This is a genomic window from Microbacterium sp. NPDC077663, from assembly GCF_044542795.1.
Taxonomy (GTDB): domain Bacteria; phylum Actinomycetota; class Actinomycetes; order Actinomycetales; family Microbacteriaceae; genus Microbacterium.
Genome location: NZ_JBITVE010000003.1, coordinates 486,082 through 504,433, shown reverse-complemented (window position 1 = coordinate 504,433; position 18,352 = coordinate 486,082). Strand labels below are relative to the sequence as shown.

Here is an 18,352-nt window from a genome sequence, read left to right as displayed (position 1 = left end):
TCTCAGCGCTCCTCGGAGATGGTCACGGGTGTCGGCGGTCGATCCGGCAGCCTACCGTCATCGGCCATCGCACCCTCGTGGGGGATCGACAGGACGAAGAGCGCACCGCCGCCTTCGGCATCCGTCACCCTCACGGATCCGCCGTGCGCCTTCGCGATGACCTGCACGATGTTCAGACCCAGCCCGCTGCCGTGACCGTCGTCCGTCCCCCGGTGGAACCGGTCGAAGACGAACGGCTTCTGCTCGTCGGGGACACCGGGACCGTGGTCGCGCACGCGGAACTCCACCGCGCCGTCGGTCAGCCTGCTGCTCAGCACGATCTCGCCGCCGCCGTGCGTGACGGCGTTCTGCGCGAGCTGCAGAAGCGCCTGGGTGAGCCGCTCCGCATCGGCCGCGATGACGACGTCGACCGCCGGTCCCGTCGTCACCGACGCCCCCGAGAGAGCGCCGGCCTTACGGACGACCTGAGTCAGCAGGTCGGCCGCGTCGACGGGGGAGAGGGCCACCGGACGGGGGCCGTGCAGGGCGGCGGCGGCGCCGAGGTCGCGCACGAGGTTGTGCATACGGTCGAGCTCGTCGACGGCGAGGTCCCTCGAGCTCTCGACGTCGGCGACGTCGCGCGGGTCCATCACCTCGAGGTGTCCGCGGACGATCGTGATCGGGGTCTTCAGCTCATGTCCGACGTCGCTCAGCAGGCGGCGCTGCGAATCGAGGGCCTCGTCGAGCCGGTCGAGCATCGCGTTCATCGTCGCGGCGAGTTCGGAGACATCGTCCTCGCCCTCGACAGGGAGCCGCTCGGACAGCGACTGGCCAGAGACCCGCTCCGCCGTCTCGCGCATCCGCCGCAGGGGGCGCAGCAATCGCGTCGACACGATGAAGGCGACGGCGGTGATGATGATCAGCGCGATGCCGCTCGCGAGCAGATACGCCCGCGCCGGGCCGTCCATCTCGGCGAGCTCGGCCTCGACGTCGTAGACCAGGGCGAACACGACGTCTCCGGGGGTCGTGTCGCCTTCGATGGCGATGGGGACCGCGAGGTACCGCCAGGTGACACCGTTGCCGCTGTACGTGCGCACGACGGGGTCGCCGCCTGCCCCGGCCTCGGCAGCGGCGGCGATGAAGTCGCTGTCCGTGCTCGGGTCGACGTCCAACCGGATGCCGGGGGTGTAGCGGGCTTTGCCTGCCATGATGCCGACGGCCCCGGTGTTGTCGTCGGGACTCATGCGCTGGACGACCTGCCGCAACGCAGCCTCTGCACTGAGCCAGACCCCGGTGTCGTTGTCGCCCGCCGCGACGATGTAGCGCGCGGAATCGAGGTTGGCGCTCAGACGGCTCTCGATGCTCTGCAGATTGACACTGCGTTCGACGACGTAGACCGTCAAGCCCACCGAGGCGAGCCCGATCGCGGCGACCACGGTGATCGCCACGACGATGCGTGTGCGCACCGACACCAGGAAGCGGCGGCGGCGGGGGGCGGCATCCATGCCCTCCAGTATCGCGACGCGGCGCCACCCGAAAGTCACCCTAAGAAAGGTCTCACGCCCCCGGCGGGCTCATCGTGATGGGATCGAGGCATGCCTGCGCCCGCCGTGACACCCGAGGCCGCCCTGCTCGCGGACGCCCTCGACCTCGAGGAGTCGCAGCTGGTCCCGATCGGCCGGGAGCCGCTCGGCGAGGGGACCGTGGCCGGCTTCCGGCTGCCCGGTGAGACCGAGGTGCACGCCTACGTGGACACGTCCCTCCTCCCGGTCCGGGCCGAGACCGGTCTCGCGCTGGAGGGAGTCGCGCGCATCTGGATGCACCCGGCCGACCCGCACCTGCCCGCGCTCGCTCCCGTCGCATTCGGTGAGGCGTTGTCGATCCTCCTGGCGCGACTCGGTTCCCAGAGTGAGGGCACTCCGGTCCTGGTCGCCTACCGGCCGGGTCGCCGTGCCGTCGTCCGCGCGGACACCGACGGCGAGCCGGTCTGGGTCAAGGTCGTCCGCCCGCGGCGCGTCGAGCGCATCGTGGACCTGCACACCGCGTTCCGTTCAGCGGGCCTCCCGGTGCCCGGGGTGCGAGGGTGGGCGCCAGACGGCATACTCGTCACGACCCACGCCCCGGGGACACCGGCCATCGGCGCAGTGGCGGCCGGCGCCCTCGCCGCCGAGCCCCTCCTCGACCGGGTGGACGAGCTGTGCACGCGGATCGCCGCCGCGTCGCTCGAGGGCAGAGCGCGGATCTCGATCGCGACGCGACGGGGGTGGTACGAATCCCGCCTGCGCGGAGTCGACGCCGGCATCGACGTCCTCCTCGAGGAGATGCCCCGCGACGCCGGCCACACCGCCGCGGCATCCGTGGGTGTGCACGGCGATCTGCACCTCGGTCAGCTCTTCGTCGACGACAGCGGGCAGCTGACCGGTCTGATCGACGTCGACACCGCGGGGATCGGACACCCCGCGGACGACGTGGCGGCCTTCCTCGCCCACACGATCGCGAGCGCGACGCTGTCGGGTGCGGATGCCGCCGGCGCGCTGTGGGAGGTGGCGGATGCCGCCTGGGCCCGGTGGCGGAATGTCCCCGACAGCGCCTCCTTCACGGCCGCGCACCTCGTCGGGCACGCGCTGTCCGCGGTGGATGCGGGAGACCGGGCACGAGCCCGCGGGCTGCTGCGGGTGGCGGCCGCCCTGCGCGACGGACGCGGCGAACATAAGGGCGCTCTCATGAACGCCTTCGAGTCGGCTTAGCCCCGTCCGTCAGGCTGGTGCCATCGGGCGAGTACCCGCCCCTCGATCAGGAGACAGGATCATGAAGACCAAGAAGTGGATCGCGTACGGAGTGACCGGCATCGTCGGTCTGGGCCTCATCGCCGGCGGCGCGACCGCCGCCGCCACCGCCATGGATCTGCGTGACGCGGAGGGGACGACCCTCCCCGGTGGTCAGGTGACCGGCAAATCGACGCCGACCCTCGACGGCTCCACCCCCGTGAAGATGGACGTGACGGACGACACCGCGAAGGTCGTCACGGCCGTGACCCCGACGCCGAGTCCCGTCACCCCGCCCTCCGCGACCACTCCGGTCACGCCGCCGACGCCGGTGACGCAGGCCACACCGCCGTCGCCGCTCACACCCCCGTCGCCGGTGACGCCCGCGACGCCGGCGACGGCGGCATCCGCCCCGTCGAACTGACCCCGGAACCCCTCGCCTGCCCAGGCCCTTAGGCTGGACGTATGAAGAAGGGCATGATCTGGACGATCCTCGGTGTCATCATCGCGATCGTCATCGCATGGATCGTCGTGGACATCGCGCTGAAGGCGGTCTTCCTCGTCGGGAAGCTCATCCTCGTCGCGATCGTCGCGCTGATCGTCTTCTTCGTCCTGCGGTCGCTCTTCGCCCGTCGCGACGCCTGAGGCTCGCCGCGGCGCCCGGGCCTCCAGTCCTCAGACGCCGTAGAGCTCGGTGATGCGTTCGCGCAGCTGCACGCTGCACGCGGCGACCGCATCGCGCCAGTCGGTGATCGCGTCGTCCTGCGCGCTGTCCGACACGGCCTTGAGCACGCGGATGGGCACGCCGAACTGCTGCGCCACCCAGATGTAGGCGTACGCCTCCATGTCGACGAGCGTGCCGCCGAGCGCGCGGATCGCCTCGACGGTGCCGGCGTCGTCCACGAAATGGTCGCCGGTCGCGATGATCGTGCCGTCGCGTCCCGCGATCGACACCGTCGTCGGCAGCGACACGTGCTGCCCGGCGATGCCGTCGACGTCCGAGACGTCGTGCTGCAGAGCGGTGGTCACGTCGTGCACACCGGTCGCCGCGGGGTCGACCGAGCCCGCCGTGCCGACCACCACGATCTCGTCGTACTCGCCGCGATCGAGTGCCCGCGTCAGCGCGTAGGTCGCCTGCAGTTTGCCCGGCCCCGTCACGAGTCGGTCGAAGCCGGGGAGCTCCTCCGGGAAGGCGACCAGTTCGGAATCGAGGGCGGCGACGAGGAGCTTCACCGCTCCATCATCCCACCCGTGTGTCAGGCCGCCGGCCGCGGGAAAGCCGCATCGAGCTCGGCGAGCCACGCCGCCGCGTTGCCGTCCGAGGGCGCGCGCCAGTCGCCTCGCGGCGAGAGCGAGCCCGCGGGCGACACCTTGGGCGCGTTCGGGACGGCGCTGCGCTTGAACTGCGCGAATCCGAAGTAGCGCTGCAGGAACACCCGCAGCCAGCGCACGATCGTCTCGCGGTCGAAGGCGAACCGTTCATCCTCGGGGAAGCCGGGCGGCCACGCTCCGGCATCCGCGTCCGCCCACGCCTGTTCGGCCAGGAACACGATCTTCGACGGGCGGAAGCCGTAGCGCAACACGTGGAAGAGCGTGAAGTCGTGCAGCGCGTAGGGGCCGATCGTGCTCTCGGTCGACTGCACCTTGCCGTCGGCGCCGGCCGGCACCAGCTCGGGGCTGATCTCGGTGTCGAGGACCGCCTGCAGCACCTCCTTCGCCCGGTCGGTGAGGGTCGTGCCCGACTCGTCGCTGTGGGCGATGACCCACCGGATGAGGTGCTGGATGAGGGTCTTCGGAACGCCTGCGTTCACGCCGTAGTGCGCCATGTGGTCACCGACGCCGTAGGTCGCCCAGCCGAGGGCGAGTTCGGACAGGTCGGAAGTGCCGATGACGATGCCGCCGCGCTGGTTCGCGAGGCGGAACAGGAAGTCGGTTCGCGCGCCCGCCTGCACGTTCTCGAACGTGACGTCGTAGACCGGCTCGCCCTCGGCGAACGGGTGCCCCAGTCCCTTCAGCAGCTCGGTGGCCATCGGACGGATGTCGATCGTCTCGATGGTCGCGCCGATCGCCTCGGCGAGCGCGATCGCGTTCGACTTCGTGTGCTCGCCGGTGGCGAAGCCCGGCATCGTGAAGGCGAGGATGTCGCTGCGCGGCCTGCCCAGCCGGTCCATCGCCCGTGCGGTCACGAGCAGCGCGTGGGTGGAGTCGAGCCCTCCCGAGACCCCGATGACGGGCTTCGGCTGCCCGATGGCGCGCAGTCGCTGCTCGAGGCCCGACACCTGGATGTTGAACGCCTCGTAGCAGTCGAGGTCGAGGCGGGCGGGGTCGTCGGGCACGAAGGGGAAGCGGTCCATCGGGCGCCGCAGTCCGCGCACGGATGCCGCGGGTGCGACGGTGAACGGGATGCGGCGGACGGGCACCCCGACGGTGCGCCGGTTGTCTTCGAACGTGCCCTGCCGCAGCCGGTCCTGGCGCAGCCGGTCGAGGTCGACGTCGGCGATCGCGTGGCGCGGCCCGTCGGGGAAGCGCTCGGTCTCGGCGAGCGGGGCGCCGTTCTCGTAGATGATCGTCTGGCCGTCCCACGAGACGTCGTTGGTCGACTCGCCCTGACCGGCGGCGGCGTAGACATAGGCGGCGAGGCACCGGAAGGACTGCGACTGCGCCAGAATGCGGCGGTCCTCGGCGCGCGCGATCGTGATGGGGCTGCCCGAGAGGTTGGCGAGCACGGTCGCGCCCGCGAGTGCCGCGTGGGAGGACGGCGGCACGGGTACCCAGAAGTCCTCGCAGATCTCCGCGTGGACGACGAGGCCGGGGACGTCCGTCGCCTCGAAGAGCAGGTCGGTGCCCACCGGCACGTCCTCATCCCCGAGGGTCATGCGGGTGGGAGCGTCGTCACCGCGGGCATACCACCGGGATTCGTAGAACTCGCGGTAGGTGGGCAGGTGGGATTTCGGCGCGACGCCGAGCACGCGGCCGCGGTGGATGACGAGGGCGCAGTTGTACAACCGGTTCTCGATCCGCAGCGGCGCACCGACGATCAGCAGGGGTCCGAGATCGACGGATGCCGCGGCCAGCCGGTCGATGGCGACGAGGACGGCATCGAGGACGACGTCCTGCATGACGAGGTCCTCGATCGCGTACCCGGTCAGCCCCAGCTCGGGGAAGACCGCCACGGCGACGCCCTCGTCGTGGCAGGCACGGGCGCTCGCCAGGATCGCGTCCGCGTTGGCCGCGGGGTCGGCGATCGCCACCGGCACCGTGCACGCGGCGACGCGGGCGTAACCGTGCCGGTACGGGTTCTCGAAGGGCAGGTCCTGGGTCACGGCTCCAGTCTGTCAGGTGCCCGGCCGGCCGTGCCGGGCTTGTACGAGCCCGGCGGGCATGTCGGCGACCGCGGATAGTGTCGATTCCCGAGAGGGGATCATGCGATACATCGAAGACGACGGCCGGATCGTCTGGAGCGCGAGCGACCTGAAAGCCGCAGCCGAGTGCGAGTTCGCCTGGTTGCGGGCGATCGACGCGAAGCTCGGCCGGATCGCGGCGGTCGAGGACCCCGAGGACCTCACGCTCGAGCGCGCGGGCCGTCTCGGCACCCAGCACGAACTCCGCGTGTACGAGGCGTACCGAACGGCCCACCCGGGTGCGGTGGTCGAGATCCCCGAGACGCGGTCGTCGGACGCCGCGGGCCTCGCGGCTGCCGTCGCCGTGACGGATGCGGCCCTCGCCGACCCCGCCGTGCACGTCGTCTATCAGGCGGCCTTCTCGACCGACGAGTTCGTGGGCTTCGCCGACTTCCTCGTCCGCGCCGCCGACGGCCGCTGGATCGTGCAGGACACCAAGCTCGCCCGGCATGCGCGGGTAACCGCTCTGATGCAGCTCGCGGCATACGTCGACCAGCTCGACCGCCTCGGCGTCCCCCGGGCCGACGAGGTGCAGTTGCTGCTCGGCGACGGCACGGTCTCGACCCATGCCGTGCGCGATCTGCTTCCCGTCTTCGGCCTGCGCCGCGATCGGTTGCGCGCGCTCATCGCCGACCGCGACGTGCCCGCGGGCGCCTCGGGATCGCCGATCCCGTGGGGCGATGACCGAGGCGAGCTCCGTGTCGTCGCCTGCGGCCGCTGCGCGACGTGCGACCTCGAGGTCGTCGCGCACCGCGACCTGCTCCTGGTCGCCGGGATGCGTCCCGTCCAGCGCGATCGCCTGCGGGCTGCGGGGGTCGTGACGATCGACGATCTGGCGGCCTCCCGCGAGGCTCCGCCGCGGATGTCGTGGGACACCTTCTCCGGACTCCGCACCCAGGCGCGACTGCAGCTCGAGAGCCCCGCCGGCGGTGTGGACGACGGTCCGGCGCGGGTCGGCCCCGCGAGACCCACCTACGACGTCGTCTTCCCCAAGGCGCTCGGCGCCCTTCCCCGCCCCGACCATGGCGACCTGTTCTTCGACTTCGAGGGCGATCCGCTCTACACCGAGGGCGCTGCGGTGCAGTGGGGCATCGACTACCTGTTCGGCTGGGTGGACGAGACCGAGCAGTACTCGGCCCTGTGGGCGCACTCCTTCGCCGACGAGAAGCGCGCGCTCGAGGAGTTCCTCGAGTTCGTCGCCGTCCGCCGTCGCACGCACCCCGGCATGCACATCTATCACTACGCCCCGTACGAGCCGACGCACCTGCTCGCGATGGCGGCGCGGCACGGCGTGGGTGAGGCCGCCGTCGACCGGCTGCTGCGCGACGGCGTCTTCGTCGACCTCTATCCGATCGTCCGCCGTGCGTTGCGCGTCGGCTCCCGGTCGTACTCGATCAAGAAGCTCGAGCCTCTCTACATGGGCGAGGAGGTCCGCACGAGCGACGTGCAGCGCGGGGACGATTCGATCGTCCGCTACGTCGAGGCGCGGGCGCTGCAGGACGCCGGCGACGATGCGGCGGCGCGCCTCATCCTCGACGACCTCGCCGACTACAACCGCTACGACTGCGTGTCGACCCGCCGCCTGCGGGACTGGCTCGTCGAACGCGCCCGTGAGGCGAAGCTCGTCCCGTCGCGCGAGCCCGAGGCGGGTGAGGCCGTGTACGAGCCGTCGCCGCGCGCGGAGGCGCTCGCCCGATTCGCCGCGGATGCCGAGGACGAGGCGACCGCGCAGGCCCTCCGCCTGGGCGCGGCGGCCATCGATTACTACCCTCGCGAGGCCAAGACCTTCTGGGCCACGCACTTTTTGCGGCTGCGCGAACCGGTGTCGGTGTGGGAGGACACTCGCGACGTCGTGGTCGTCGATCGCGACCGCTGTCGCGTCCTGACCGACTGGCACCGTCCCGAGGGCCTCACCGCCGTGCGCCGCGTGGTCGAGATCCGCGGCGAGTTCGCCCCCGGTACCCGCCTCACCGTCGGCCAGAGCCCGTACGCCGTGTACGAGTTGCCGGCACCGTTCCCGATCGAGACGAGCCCGCGGTGGATCCACGCGGCGCGTTCGGTGTACGTCGTCGACGTCCTCGACGACGGCGTCGTGATCGAGGAGAGCGCCTACCAGGGCTTCACGTGGCAGGAGCTGCCCGTGGCCCTGACCCCGCCCGCCCCGCCTCGCGCGGGCAGCCAGCAAGCTGCGATCGACGAATGGGCGGATGCGGTCCTGGCGGCGGCCCCCGCGCTCCCCGCCGATCCGGCGACCGATCTCCTGACGCGGCGCCCGCCGCGGCACGAGGGTCCGCTTCCGCGCACGGGTGACGATGTCGCCGACATCGCAGCGGCGCTTATCGGCCTCGACGACGGCTACCTCGCGGTGCAGGGCCCACCCGGCACCGGCAAGACGTACGTCGGCTCGCACGTCGTGGCGCGGCTGGTGCGCGAGCGGGGTTTCCGCATCGGCGTGGTCGCCCAGTCGCACAACGTCGTCGAGCACATGCTCGAGCGCATCGTCGACGCCGGGCTCGACCCGGCTCAGGTCGCGAAGGCGCCCAAGGGGCCCGCGACCGGGGACGAGCGGTTCACCGTGATCGCGAAGAACCAGCTCGCGGCCTACATCGAGTCGCAGCCCGCCGGGTTCGTCGTGGGCGGCACGGCCTGGGACCTCACCCACACCGGTCGGGTCGCCCGTCGCTCGCTCGACCTGCTCGTCATCGACGAGGCGGGGCAGTTCTCGCTCGCCTCCACGATCGCGGTCTCCGCTGCAGCCCGTCGGCTCTTGCTGCTCGGCGACCCGCAGCAGTTGCCGCAGGTCAGCCAGGGCACGCACCCCGAGCCGGTCGACACCTCGGCGCTCGGGTGGGTGATGGACGATCACGCCGTGATCCCCGCCGACCGCGGCTACTTCCTCGCCCGCACCCGGCGGATGCGACCCGAGGTCGCCGAGCCGGTCTCGCAACTGGCCTACGACGGTCAGCTCGAGGCGCACCCCGACACGGCGCTGCGCCGGCTCGACGGAGTTCCGGCAGGCGTCATCCCCGTTCCGCTCGCGCACACGCGCAACGCGACGCAGTCACCCGAGGAGGCCGACGAGGTCGTCCGCATCGTCCGCGACCTCGTCGGCACCGGCTGGACCGACGGCGAGCGGACCCGTCCGCTGGGCGCGGAGGACGTCATCGTCGTGACGCCCTACAACGCCCAGCAGGTGCTGGTGGAGGAGACCCTCGCGGCAGCAGGGTTCCCCGGTGTCCGCGTCGGTACGGTCGACCGCTTCCAGGGTCAGGAGGCAGCCGTCGTCATCGTCTCGCTCGCGGCCTCGTCCGGGCGGGACGCGCCGCGGGGACTCGAGTTCCTGCTCTTGCAGAACCGCATCAACGTCGCCGTCTCCCGCGCGATGTACACCGCGTTCGTGGTCTACAGCACAGGTCTACTCGACGACCTGCCGCGCACGCCCGACGGGGTCGCGCGGCTGAGCGCCTTCGCCCGCCTGGTCGGTGTCGGTGGCATTTTGTCGGACGCCGTCACGGCCGACCCGCAGACCGTGCCGGCTCAGACCGTTCCGCCTCAGACCGTTCCGTAGAGGCGGTCGCCCGCGTCGCCGAGCCCGGGAACGATGTAGCCCTTCTCGTTGAGGCGCTCGTCGAGGGCGCCCAGCACGAGGGTGACGTCACGGTCGCCGACCTGCTTCTCGATCGCGGCGAGACCTTCGGGGGCGGCGAGGATGCAGACCGCGGTGACGTCCTGCGCGCCGCGGGCGAAGAGGAAGTCGATCGCCGCGCCGAGTGAGCCGCCCGTCGCGAGCATCGGGTCGAGGACGAAGCATTGGCGGTCGCTGAGGTCGTCGGGGAGACGCTCGGCGTACGTGTACGGCTCGAAGGTCTCCTCGTTGCGCGCCATCCCGAGGAAGCCCACCTCCGCCGTCGGCAGGAGCGTCGTCATCCCGTCGAGCATGCCGAGGCCAGCGCGCAGGATGGGGACCACGAGAGGACGCGGCTCGCTGATCTTGAGACCCGTCGTCCGGGTGACCGGCGTCTCGATTTCGATCTCCTCGACGCGGACGCCGCGGGTCGCCTCGTAGGCGAGGAGGGTGATCAGCTCCGCCGTCAGCTGACGGAACACCGGTGAGGTCGTGCGCTTGTCGCGCAGCACCGTGAGCTTGTGGGTGATGAGGGGGTGGTCGGCGACGTGCACACGCATGGGTCCAGGCTAGCGGGGCTACGCTGACGACGTGAGTCTGCCCGTCCCCGCTGCCGACGATGCGGCGATGGTGCGGGCCCTCGAGCTCGCCACGCAGGCGTCGACGCACGACGACGTGCCGGTCGGGGCGGTCGTGACGCGGGCCGGACGCATCGTGGGGGAGGGACGGAACCTTCGCCAGCGCGACGGCGACCCGCTCGCACACGCCGAGGTCGTGGCGTTGCGGGCGGCGGCATCCGCTCTCGGTTCGTGGAACCTCGACGACTGCACCCTCGTCGTCACGCTCGAGCCGTGCGTCATGTGCGCGGGGGCGATCCTGCAGACCCGCGTCGCGCGCGTCGTGTTCGGCGCGTGGGACGAGAAGGCGGGGGCGGCGGGATCGGTGCACGACCTGTTGCGCGACCGGCGGCTGCCGCACCGCGCCGAGGTGCTCGGCGGCGTCCGCGCTTCCGAGGCAGCAGGACTGCTGCGGGACTTCTTCGACGCGAAGCGCTGAGCGATCCGTCAGTCCGACGAACTGAGGATGATCGCCTCGGTCGGCGGTGCGGGTGAGGCAGGGGAACCGATGTACCCCGTCAGCTCCAGCAGCGCGCGCCGGAAGACCGCGGGGCGCTCGAGATGCGGCGTGTGGCCGACGCCCGGCAAGGCGAGCTCGGTGGCGATGCCCCCGGCATCCGTGTAGCGGCGCAGCACCTCGCGGGTCTGCGACACCATCGGCTGTGCGGGGGCGACGTCGGCACCGGGCCAGCCGGGGATGATCCCCAGGGCGCCGAGGTGGTTCGGGTCGGAGAACGACGTGTCGGAGATGACCGGGTCGAGCGCGCCCCGCACCCAGAGGATCGGGGGCTTCTCGGGCAGGTCGACGATGACCGAGACGTCGAAGTTCCGGGGCGCCAGGGCGTTGAGCACGCCGAATCGGCCGGGCGCGTAGCCGGGCCAGTGGGGGCTCGTCACGGACTCGCCGGGGTAGGTGCCCGTCGCGGTCGAGGTGGAGAGCATGGCTACGATCCACAGGTCCTCGTGCTCGGTCTCGAACCCCTCCGCGACGAAGGTCGCCCGGAAGACGCTCCGCGGTGAGGTGGATGCCTCGGTGCCGGTCTCGCGCGCGGTCAGCCGGCGGACGAACTCGGGATTGGCGGCGCCTGCGCCGCAGCCGGCGTCGTCGTCGGTCAGCCGGGAGCCGTCGAGCCGGGTGCCGCCCAGACCGAACGGGGAGATCGGGGACTCGAGCAGGATGCTGCGCACCGGGTGGTCGAGGGCGAACTGCAGCGCGACGGCACCCCCGACATCCCACCCCACGAGGTGCGGGGCCTCGATGCCGAGTTCTGCGAGGGTGGCGGCCACGTCGTCGCTCAGGTCTCGGACGCCGCGCGAGGCGTCGACCGGCATGTGCTCCGTGCCGCCGAATCCGCGCAGATCGACGGCGACGACCCGGAACTCGGTCGGCAGATCCTGCATGAGCTCCTGCCAGACGAGGGCGGATGACAGGGCGCCATGCAGCAGGACGACGGTGCGCTCGGGTGCGGCGTCGGCGGTGTCCCCGGCGCGCTCGAGGATGTTGACGCTCAGCCGGTCCGTGTCGATGATGCGGGACGTGATTCCGTCGAGGAGGGTCATGAGGCGATGATAAGCCGCGGGGGTGGATGACAGGATGGAACGCATGACGCACCACCTCCCGCCCGTCGCCATCCTCGGAGCCGGCTCGATGGGAGGTGCGATCGCGCAGGGCATCTCCCGCTCGGGTCAGGCCGCGTCTGTCGTGGTGACCAACCGCACGGCCGCCAAGGCGAGCGAGCTCGCGGGGCTCGAGGCGGTGACGAGCCTCGCCCTCGCGGACGACCCGTCGGCGAACGCGGATGCCGCGGCATCCGCTGACATCGTTCTCGTAGGCGTCAAGCCTGCGATGGTCCCCGACCTGCTGCGCGAGATCGCCGGCTCGCTGCGGCCGGGGACGATCGTCGTGAGCCTGGCGGCGGGTGTGACGATCGAGACGTTCGAGTCGATCGTGGGGCCCGAGATCCCCGTCATCCGGTCGATGCCGAACACGCCGGCCGTGGTCGGCAAGGCCGTCACCGGTCTCGCGGCGGGCTCGACCGTGACCGCCGAGCATGTCGGGCTGGTCCGAGCGCTGTTCGAGACGTGCGGTGTCGTGATCGAGGTGCCCGAAGCGCAGATCGACGCGCTCTCCACCATCTCGGGGTCGGGGCCGGCCTACGTCTTCCTGCTCATCGAGGCGCTCACCGAGGCCGCGCGGGGCAAGGGGTTCGACGAGGACGACGCGCGTCTCATGGCGGAGCAGACGTTCATCGGCGCGGCCGCTCTGCTCGAGGCGACGGGGGACGACCCGGCGGAGCTGCGCCGACGGGTCACGAGCCCGAAGGGCACGACCGAGCGCGCCGTCGGCGTCCTGCAGACGGCGAACCTCGACGGGCTCTTCTCGCAGGCGACGGATGCCGCACTCGCCCGCGCCCGCGAGCTCGCGAGCGGCGTCTGAGGCATCCGTTCAGGCGTCGCCGAGGGTGAGATCCTCTGCGGTCGTCCGCTCACTCAGCTGGGCGGTGTGGTCGGCGCGGCCGATGAGGCGACGCAGCGCGAACAGGAGCGCGGCGCCGAGCGCGGCCGAGATCGCGGCGGCGGCGTAGGGCGCTCCGACCCCGAAGACGGCCAGCGCGGTACCGACGGGGGCGCCGATCGCGCCGCCGAAGAAGCGGAATCCGGAGTAGGCGGAGCTCGCGACGGCGCGCGGCAGGGTGGTCGCCTCCATCGCCGCCTCGGTGAGGATCGTGTTCACCGCACCGATCTCGATGCCCAGCAGCACGACGCACACGATCAGCAGCGGCCGCGAGCCTGCGCTCAGCGCGGCGAGGACGTGCGTCGCGGCGAACGCGACGAGGAACCAGAACAGCACCGAGACGACCGAGAAGCGCCGGGTCAGCTGCGGGGCGATCACGACGCCCGCGATCGCGAGTCCGACGCCGAAGCCCATCATGACGAGGCCGATGCCGACGGCCGGCAGCTCGAGGGCGTACGGCGTGTACGACAGGGTCACGAAGAAGCCCGCGTTGTAGAGGAACGCGACGATGCTGATCGCGAGCAGGCCACGGTCGGCGAACGCGCGGAAGGGGGCGCCCACCGTGCTGCGACGGGCGGCGTGGCCCGGATCCCGGACGAGCGCGACCAGGGCGGCGACGCCGACGGCGAAGAGGGAGGCGGTCCCCCAGAACGGGGCGAACCAGCCGATCTCGCCGAGCAGTCCGCCCAGCAGCGGTCCGACGGCCAGGCCGATCCCGAGTGCCGCCTCGTAGAAGATCACGGCGTGCTCGCTGCGCCCGCCCGAGGCGGAGACGATCGAGGCGAGTGCCGTGGAGAGGAACAGCGCGTTGCCGAGGCCCCAGACGGCACGGAACCCGATGAGGGCGCCGATGGTCGGCGACAGGGCACAGCCGATGGCGGCGAGGCCGATGACGGCGAGACCGAGGATCATGACCGCCCGGGTGCCGATGCGGGTCGACAGCCAGCTCGTGAAGAACATCGCCGACGCGGTCACGGTGAGGTAGCTCGTGAACAGCAGCGAGGTCTGGACGGGGGTCGCCTGCAACGCGGACGCGACGGTCGGAAGGATGGGGCCGACGAGTCCGATGCCCATGAACGCCACCATCGCCGCGAACGCGATGGCCCAGACGGCCGCCGGTTGCGACAGCAGGCGGGGTGTGGGGGTGGCGGGGCGGGTTCGGGTGTCGAGCGCGGTCATTCCTCCGATTGTACACCGATAATTCACCAGTAAACTAAAGCGGATGCCTCGCTACAGTGGAACGGTGACCGAGCGCGCCGACTTCATCGATCGGATCCGCGCCGCCTGGGCGGCGGAGATGCCCGCGATGGACACCTCGCCCATCGACGTGTGGGGCAGACTCAACCGCGCCTCCGTGCTGGCGACGGCGCAGATCGAACGACTGCTCGCCGACAGCGGTGTCTCGCGTTCCGAGTTCGACGTGCTGTGCGCGCTCGCCCGCACCGGACGGCCGCTGCGGGCGAGCGAGGTGACCGCCGAGACGATGCTCAGCGGCGCGGCGACGACGAAGCTCACGAACCGGCTCGAGGCGGCGGGACTCCTCCGCCGCGAGCGATCCGACCGCGACGGGCGGGCCGTCCAGCTCTCGTTGACGGATGCCGGTCGTGCCGTCGTCGAGCGCGAGATGCCGCGCGCGCTCGCTCACGATCAGAGGCTCCTCGACGGGCTCAGCGACGCGGAGCGGCAGACCCTCGCCGACCTGCTCGCGCGGCTGCTCGCGAACGCGCAGCGCGAGCTCTGACCCGGCTCAGCGGTCGAGCGACGCGAAGCGCTCGATGTCGGAGTTGGTCCCCGACACGATGATGAGGTCGTGGTTGGTCACGACCGTGGTCGCCTCGGCGTAGCGGAACGGCTTGCCGGGGCTCTTCACGCCGACGACGGTCACGTTGTACTTCGACCGGACGCCCGACTCGTTGAGGCCGACGCCGCGGATGAAGCGGGGCGGGTACATCTTGGCGAGGACGAAGTCGTCGTCGAAGCGGATGAAGTCCAGCATCCGCCCGCTGACCAGGTGCGCGACGCGCTCACCGGCCTCGCGTTCGGGGTAGATGACGTGGTTGGCGCCGACGCGGGCCAGGATCTTGCCGTGCGACTGCGACACCGCCTTCGCCCAGATCTGCGGGACCTTGAGGTCGACGAGGTTGGCCGTGATGAGGACGGATGCCTCGATGGAGGAGCCCACGGCGACGACGGCGACCTGGAAGTCCTGCGCGCCGATCTGCTTCAGCGCCTCGATGTTGCGCGCATCGGCCTGGACGGCATGCGTGACCCGTTCGGACCACTTCTGAACGAGGTCCAGGTTGTCGTCGATCGCGAGGACGTCGCGGTCGAGGCGGTCGAGCTCGCCCGCGCACGCGGCGCCGAAGCGACCGAGTCCGATGACGAGGACGGGCGAATCGCTGCGCAACTGCTCAACCAACGATGGGCCTTTCCACGGGCAGCGCGTAGTGCTGCGTTCGGCTGGTCGCGGCCACCGCCGCGGCGAGTGTCACTGTACCAACGCGGCCCATGAACATCGTCAGCGCCATGACGAACACGGCCGGGTCGGGGAGCTCCTGCGTGAGTCCCGTCGACAGACCCACGGTGGCGAAGCCCGACACGACGTCGAAGAGCACCTCGTCGAGGGGTGCCTTCGTGAGGTGCGCGATCGCGATCGTCGAGAGGGCGACGATGGTGGCCCCCCACGCGACGACCGACAGGGCCACGCGCTGCACGTCGCTCGGGATGCGGCGGCCGAACGCCGAGACGCTCGGGCGGCCCTTGGCCTCCGACCAGACCGCCAGGGCGAGGACGGCGAGGGTGGTGACCTTGATCCCTCCCGCGGTCGACGCGGACCCGCCGCCGACGAACATGAGCATCGATCCGACGACGATGGAGGACTCGTGCAGCTCGCCGATGTCGATGATCGAGAAGCCGCCGGAGCGGGTCATCGCGGAGAGGAACAGGGCCTGGAACGTGGTGTCCCAGGCATCCATCGTCCCGAAGGTCTTGGGGTTGCCGTATTCCAGGATCACGAACGCGATCGCGCCGGCGAAGAACAGGACGACCGTCGTGATGAGCGTCAGCTTGACGTGGATCGACCAGCGTCGCACGTGCCAGTGGTGTTTCCACAGCGCGTAGATGACGGGGAAGCCGATCGACCCGAGGAAGACGCCCGCCATGAGCACGCTGAGCAGCAGGTAGTTCTGCGCGAACGGCGCCAGTCCCTCGGAGTTCGGCGCGAACCCCGTGTTCGTGAAGGCCATGGCCGCGTAGTACGGGGCCTCCCAGAGGGCGGTCAGCGGATCGATGCCGCTGGCCAGCAGCATCGGGTAGAGGAGGACGGCGAGGGCCGCCTCGATCACGAGGGTCGAGAGTGCGACCGTCGCCAGCAGCTGGCCCACCTCGCCGAGGCGCACCGCTTGTCCCTCGTTCACCGGACCGCCGTGGGCCCGCATGGGGTTGCTGTCGCCCGCCGCGAGGAGCTTGGCTCGAAGGCCCAGGCGCTTGGAGATGACCAGGCCGAGGATCGAGGCGAGGGTGAGGACCCCGAGGGCGCCCACGTTGACGCCGATGAAGACCACGACGTGACCCAGCGGCGACCAGTGGGTCGCCATGTCGACCGTCGAGAGTCCGGTCACGCAGATCGTCGACACCGCCGTGAACAGCGCGTCGGGGAGTGGGGTGACGCGGCCGTCCGAGGCCATCACGGGCAGCGAGAAGATCGCCGTGAAGAGAAGGATGAGGGCCGAGAAGATGAGGACGGCGAAACGCGAAGGTGACGCGGTGGCCAGGTCGCGCATCGCGGAGAATACCCGTCGATGCCACGCCGGTCCGCGCCGGGGAGCGCGCTCGTCGACGGTAAGGCCCGTCATCCGCGCCCCTTTCTCGTTCGGATCGTTGTCATGGTACTCCCGCGCGCGGGCGGGCTAACCTAATGCCATGGCGGACATCTTCGACGTGATCGCCGACGGGACCCGTCGGGACATCCTCCAGCTGCTGCGCGAGCGAGGGGCGTCGGGGGAGAAGGGGACGAGCGTCTCGCAGATCGTCTCCGCCCTGGGCGTCAGTCAGCCGACGGTCTCGAAGCACCTGAAGGTACTGCGCGAGGCATCCCTCGTCTCTGTGCGCGAAGAGGGGCAGCATCGGTACTACAGCCTCTCTCCGGCGCCGTTGGACGCGGTGGACGACTGGCTGTTCCCCTTCTTCGCGGTGGATGACGACGATCTGCCGGCGACGCCCGCCCTCCCGGACGGCGCGGCTCATGCCGCCGAGGTCGTGGGTCGCGCGGCGGCGTCGGCGAAGCATGCCGTCACGAGCGTGTTCAACAAGCTCCCCGGACGCTGAGGGGCCCGCAGCCACACGAGTCACACAGGTTTACACGCGTCCCAGCGACCCCCTAATGTGGAGGCATTCATGGGGGCAGAACACCATAAAGGGGACACCATGTCGGACATCTCGGATGTGCGCTTTCTCACGGTCGCGGAGGTCGCGGACCTCATGCGCGTCTCGAAGATGACCGTCTACCGCCTCGTGCACTCCGGCGAACTGCCCGCCGTGCGCTTCGGCCGCAGCTATCGCGTCCCCGAGACCGCGGTCACCGCAGCACTGCAACGTCCTATCGCCGACGTCGGCTAGACTGATCCGAGGCATTTTTCCGTCTTGCCGTTCCCGGACGCCGACACCGCGCGTCCAGACCCCGACTTAGTGAGGTTTACCGTGGGTTCAGTCATCAAGAAGCGCCGCAAGCGCATGGCGAAGAAGAAGCACCGCAAGCTGCTTCGCAAGACTCGCCACCAGCGCCGCAACAAGAAGTAAGCGGCATCGCACACAAGCGCCCCCGACCGGTCCGCCGGTCGTCGGGGCGCTTCGTGTTGCGTCCGCAGGGCGGATGAGCGGGGGAGAATGGATGCCGTGACCGCACTCACCCTCATCTCCAAACCCGACTGCCACCTCTGCGACGTGGCGCGCGAGATCGTCGACACGGTCGTGGCCGATCTCCCGGAGGGGCGGGTCGAGGTCGAGGAGCTCTCGATCGCCGAGGACCCGGCGCTGTACGCGACGTGGTGGGAGAAGATCCCCGTCGTCCTCATCGACGGCGAGCTGCACGCCCACTGGCGGCTGTCCGCCGACCGGTTGCGCTCCGCGCTGACCCAGAAGGAATCCGCATGATCCGTCACGTCGTCGTCTGGAAGATGGCCGCCGAGGATGCGGGCACCCGCGCCGAGCACGCGGCCGAGGTCGTGCGCCTGCTGCGCGGTCTCGAGACATCGGTTCCGGTGATCCGGTCGCTGAGCGTCGGAACCAACGTCGCCGTCCCCGAGGCGAACGCCGACGTGTCGCTGGTCATGGACGTCGACGACCTCGATGCGCTCGAGGCCTATCAGACCCATCCCGCCCACCAGGAGGCGGCGGCGTTCATCCGCCGCGTCGCGGGCGGCCGGATGGCCGTCGACTTCGAGGTCTGACGC

At 70.8% G+C, this 18,352-nt stretch carries 20 protein-coding genes; 12 read left to right on the top strand and 8 right to left on the bottom strand.

Going from position 1 to position 18,352, the window contains the following annotated elements:
• Nucleotides 1-2: 2 nt before the first annotated feature.
• On the bottom strand, nucleotides 3-1,484 hold the full coding sequence (locus ACIGEP_RS15070) for an ATP-binding protein (RefSeq protein WP_396662437.1): 1,482 nt from the start codon (nucleotides 1,482-1,484) through the stop codon (nucleotides 3-5).
• Between the two features lie 90 nt (nucleotides 1,485-1,574).
• On the opposite strand from ACIGEP_RS15070, the gene ACIGEP_RS15065 reads away from it, so the two are divergent.
• From ACIGEP_RS15065 to ACIGEP_RS15055, 3 genes are all read left to right on the top strand, one after another.
• Nucleotides 1,575-2,726: an aminoglycoside phosphotransferase family protein gene (locus ACIGEP_RS15065; protein ID WP_396662436.1), complete on the top strand. Its 1,152-nt coding sequence runs from the start codon at nucleotides 1,575-1,577 to the stop codon at nucleotides 2,724-2,726.
• Between the two features lie 61 nt (nucleotides 2,727-2,787).
• The gene (locus ACIGEP_RS15060; RefSeq protein WP_396662435.1) at nucleotides 2,788-3,168 is read left to right on the top strand and encodes a hypothetical protein; all 381 of its coding nucleotides are present in this window, start codon (nucleotides 2,788-2,790) and stop codon (nucleotides 3,166-3,168) included.
• 41 nt (nucleotides 3,169-3,209) lie between these two features.
• Nucleotides 3,210-3,389 carry a hypothetical protein gene (locus tag ACIGEP_RS15055; RefSeq protein ID WP_396662434.1) on the top strand — a complete coding sequence of 60 codons (180 nt, stop codon included), beginning with the start codon at nucleotides 3,210-3,212 and terminating at the stop codon, nucleotides 3,387-3,389.
• 30 nt (nucleotides 3,390-3,419) lie between these two features.
• On the opposite strand, the gene ACIGEP_RS15050 is transcribed toward ACIGEP_RS15055, so the two are convergent.
• Both ACIGEP_RS15050 and ACIGEP_RS15045 read right to left on the bottom strand, forming a co-directional pair.
• Nucleotides 3,420-3,977, bottom strand: coding sequence for a nucleosidase (locus ACIGEP_RS15050; protein ID WP_396662433.1), 558 nt, complete (start codon nucleotides 3,975-3,977; stop codon nucleotides 3,420-3,422).
• 23 nt (nucleotides 3,978-4,000) lie between these two features.
• Nucleotides 4,001-6,067, bottom strand: coding sequence for an NAD(+) synthase (locus ACIGEP_RS15045; RefSeq protein ID WP_396662432.1), 2,067 nt, complete (start codon nucleotides 6,065-6,067; stop codon nucleotides 4,001-4,003).
• A gap of 100 nt (nucleotides 6,068-6,167) precedes the next feature.
• Here ACIGEP_RS15045 and ACIGEP_RS15040 point away from each other — a divergent pair, with 100 nt between their 5' ends.
• Nucleotides 6,168-9,713, top strand: coding sequence for a TM0106 family RecB-like putative nuclease (locus tag ACIGEP_RS15040; RefSeq protein ID WP_396662431.1), 3,546 nt, complete (start codon nucleotides 6,168-6,170; stop codon nucleotides 9,711-9,713).
• Here the strand turns inward: ACIGEP_RS15040 and upp are convergent.
• A complete protein-coding gene (gene upp / locus ACIGEP_RS15035; RefSeq protein ID WP_251578538.1) occupies nucleotides 9,698-10,330 on the bottom strand; it encodes a uracil phosphoribosyltransferase in 633 nt (210 codons plus the stop codon). The genes ACIGEP_RS15040 and upp overlap by 16 nt on opposite strands.
• Nucleotides 10,331-10,397: 67 nt before the next feature.
• Here upp and tadA point away from each other — a divergent pair, with 67 nt between their 5' ends.
• Nucleotides 10,398-10,826 (top strand): tRNA adenosine(34) deaminase TadA, encoded by a 429-nt coding sequence (gene tadA, locus ACIGEP_RS15030; RefSeq protein ID WP_396662616.1) that lies wholly within the window; start codon nucleotides 10,398-10,400, stop codon nucleotides 10,824-10,826.
• Between the two features lie 8 nt (nucleotides 10,827-10,834).
• On the opposite strand, the gene ACIGEP_RS15025 is transcribed toward tadA, so the two are convergent.
• Nucleotides 10,835-11,947 carry an alpha/beta fold hydrolase gene (locus ACIGEP_RS15025; RefSeq protein WP_396662430.1) on the bottom strand — a complete coding sequence of 371 codons (1,113 nt, stop codon included), beginning with the start codon at nucleotides 11,945-11,947 and terminating at the stop codon, nucleotides 10,835-10,837.
• Between the two features lie 43 nt (nucleotides 11,948-11,990).
• On the opposite strand from ACIGEP_RS15025, the gene proC reads away from it, so the two are divergent.
• Complete coding sequence (proC, locus tag ACIGEP_RS15020) at nucleotides 11,991-12,824, top strand: pyrroline-5-carboxylate reductase (protein ID WP_396662429.1); 834 nt, start codon at nucleotides 11,991-11,993, stop codon at nucleotides 12,822-12,824.
• A gap of 9 nt (nucleotides 12,825-12,833) precedes the next feature.
• Here the strand turns inward: proC and ACIGEP_RS15015 are convergent, their stop codons facing one another.
• Nucleotides 12,834-14,081 (bottom strand): MFS transporter, encoded by a 1,248-nt coding sequence (locus tag ACIGEP_RS15015; RefSeq protein WP_396662428.1) that lies wholly within the window; start codon nucleotides 14,079-14,081, stop codon nucleotides 12,834-12,836.
• Nucleotides 14,082-14,145: 64 nt separating this feature from the next.
• Between ACIGEP_RS15015 and ACIGEP_RS15010 the strand changes: the two genes are divergently transcribed.
• A complete protein-coding gene (locus ACIGEP_RS15010; protein WP_396662427.1) occupies nucleotides 14,146-14,643 on the top strand; it encodes a MarR family winged helix-turn-helix transcriptional regulator in 498 nt (165 codons plus the stop codon).
• Nucleotides 14,644-14,649: 6 nt separating this feature from the next.
• On the opposite strand, the gene ACIGEP_RS15005 is transcribed toward ACIGEP_RS15010, so the two are convergent.
• Nucleotides 14,650-15,321 (bottom strand): TrkA family potassium uptake protein, encoded by a 672-nt coding sequence (locus ACIGEP_RS15005; protein WP_064003900.1) that lies wholly within the window; start codon nucleotides 15,319-15,321, stop codon nucleotides 14,650-14,652.
• Entirely contained in the window at nucleotides 15,314-16,756 is a 1,443-nt protein-coding gene (locus ACIGEP_RS15000) for a TrkH family potassium uptake protein (protein ID WP_396662426.1), read from the bottom strand. Before ACIGEP_RS15000 ends, ACIGEP_RS15005 begins: the two co-directional genes overlap by 8 nt.
• Nucleotides 16,757-16,823: 67 nt before the next feature.
• Between ACIGEP_RS15000 and ACIGEP_RS14995 the strand changes: the two genes are divergently transcribed.
• The 5 genes from ACIGEP_RS14995 (at nucleotide 16,824) to ACIGEP_RS14975 (ending at nucleotide 18,349) form a co-directional block, all read left to right on the top strand.
• Nucleotides 16,824-17,228: an ArsR/SmtB family transcription factor gene (locus ACIGEP_RS14995; RefSeq protein ID WP_396662425.1), complete on the top strand. Its 405-nt coding sequence runs from the start codon at nucleotides 16,824-16,826 to the stop codon at nucleotides 17,226-17,228.
• Between the two features lie 99 nt (nucleotides 17,229-17,327).
• Nucleotides 17,328-17,519: a helix-turn-helix domain-containing protein gene (locus ACIGEP_RS14990; protein WP_018186843.1), complete on the top strand. Its 192-nt coding sequence runs from the start codon at nucleotides 17,328-17,330 to the stop codon at nucleotides 17,517-17,519.
• An 81-nt stretch (nucleotides 17,520-17,600) separates the two neighbouring features.
• The gene (locus ACIGEP_RS14985; RefSeq protein ID WP_003792170.1) at nucleotides 17,601-17,699 is read left to right on the top strand and encodes a 30S ribosomal protein bS22; all 99 of its coding nucleotides are present in this window, start codon (nucleotides 17,601-17,603) and stop codon (nucleotides 17,697-17,699) included.
• A 96-nt stretch (nucleotides 17,700-17,795) separates the two neighbouring features.
• Nucleotides 17,796-18,053, top strand: coding sequence for a glutaredoxin family protein (locus ACIGEP_RS14980; protein WP_396662424.1), 258 nt, complete (start codon nucleotides 17,796-17,798; stop codon nucleotides 18,051-18,053).
• Nucleotides 18,050-18,349 (top strand): Dabb family protein, encoded by a 300-nt coding sequence (locus tag ACIGEP_RS14975; protein WP_396662423.1) that lies wholly within the window; start codon nucleotides 18,050-18,052, stop codon nucleotides 18,347-18,349. The genes ACIGEP_RS14980 and ACIGEP_RS14975 overlap by 4 nt, the downstream gene beginning before the upstream one ends.
• Nucleotides 18,350-18,352 lie beyond the last annotated feature (3 nt).

What these genes read in the sequence shown, in the direction of transcription:
- ACIGEP_RS15070 (WP_396662437.1), bottom strand. Translation starts at nt 1,484, where the DNA reads ATGGATGCCGCCCCCCGCCGCCGCCGCTTCCTGGTGTCGGTGCGCACA.
- ACIGEP_RS15065 (WP_396662436.1), top strand. Translation starts at nt 1,575, where the DNA reads ATGCCTGCGCCCGCCGTGACACCCGAGGCCGCCCTGCTCGCGGACGCC.
- ACIGEP_RS15060 (WP_396662435.1), top strand. Translation starts at nt 2,788, where the DNA reads ATGAAGACCAAGAAGTGGATCGCGTACGGAGTGACCGGCATCGTCGGT.
- ACIGEP_RS15055 (WP_396662434.1), top strand. Translation starts at nt 3,210, where the DNA reads ATGAAGAAGGGCATGATCTGGACGATCCTCGGTGTCATCATCGCGATC.
- ACIGEP_RS15040 (WP_396662431.1), top strand. Translation starts at nt 6,168, where the DNA reads ATGCGATACATCGAAGACGACGGCCGGATCGTCTGGAGCGCGAGCGAC.
- upp (WP_251578538.1), bottom strand. Translation starts at nt 10,330, where the DNA reads ATGCGTGTGCACGTCGCCGACCACCCCCTCATCACCCACAAGCTCACG.
- tadA (WP_396662616.1), top strand. Translation starts at nt 10,398, where the DNA reads ATGGTGCGGGCCCTCGAGCTCGCCACGCAGGCGTCGACGCACGACGAC.
- ACIGEP_RS15025 (WP_396662430.1), bottom strand. Translation starts at nt 11,947, where the DNA reads ATGACCCTCCTCGACGGAATCACGTCCCGCATCATCGACACGGACCGG.
- proC (WP_396662429.1), top strand. Translation starts at nt 11,991, where the DNA reads ATGACGCACCACCTCCCGCCCGTCGCCATCCTCGGAGCCGGCTCGATG.
- ACIGEP_RS15015 (WP_396662428.1), bottom strand. Translation starts at nt 14,081, where the DNA reads ATGACCGCGCTCGACACCCGAACCCGCCCCGCCACCCCCACACCCCGC.
- ACIGEP_RS15000 (WP_396662426.1), bottom strand. Translation starts at nt 16,756, where the DNA reads ATGACGGGCCTTACCGTCGACGAGCGCGCTCCCCGGCGCGGACCGGCG.
- ACIGEP_RS14995 (WP_396662425.1), top strand. Translation starts at nt 16,824, where the DNA reads ATGGCGGACATCTTCGACGTGATCGCCGACGGGACCCGTCGGGACATC.
- ACIGEP_RS14990 (WP_018186843.1), top strand. Translation starts at nt 17,328, where the DNA reads ATGTCGGACATCTCGGATGTGCGCTTTCTCACGGTCGCGGAGGTCGCG.
- ACIGEP_RS14975 (WP_396662423.1), top strand. Translation starts at nt 18,050, where the DNA reads ATGATCCGTCACGTCGTCGTCTGGAAGATGGCCGCCGAGGATGCGGGC.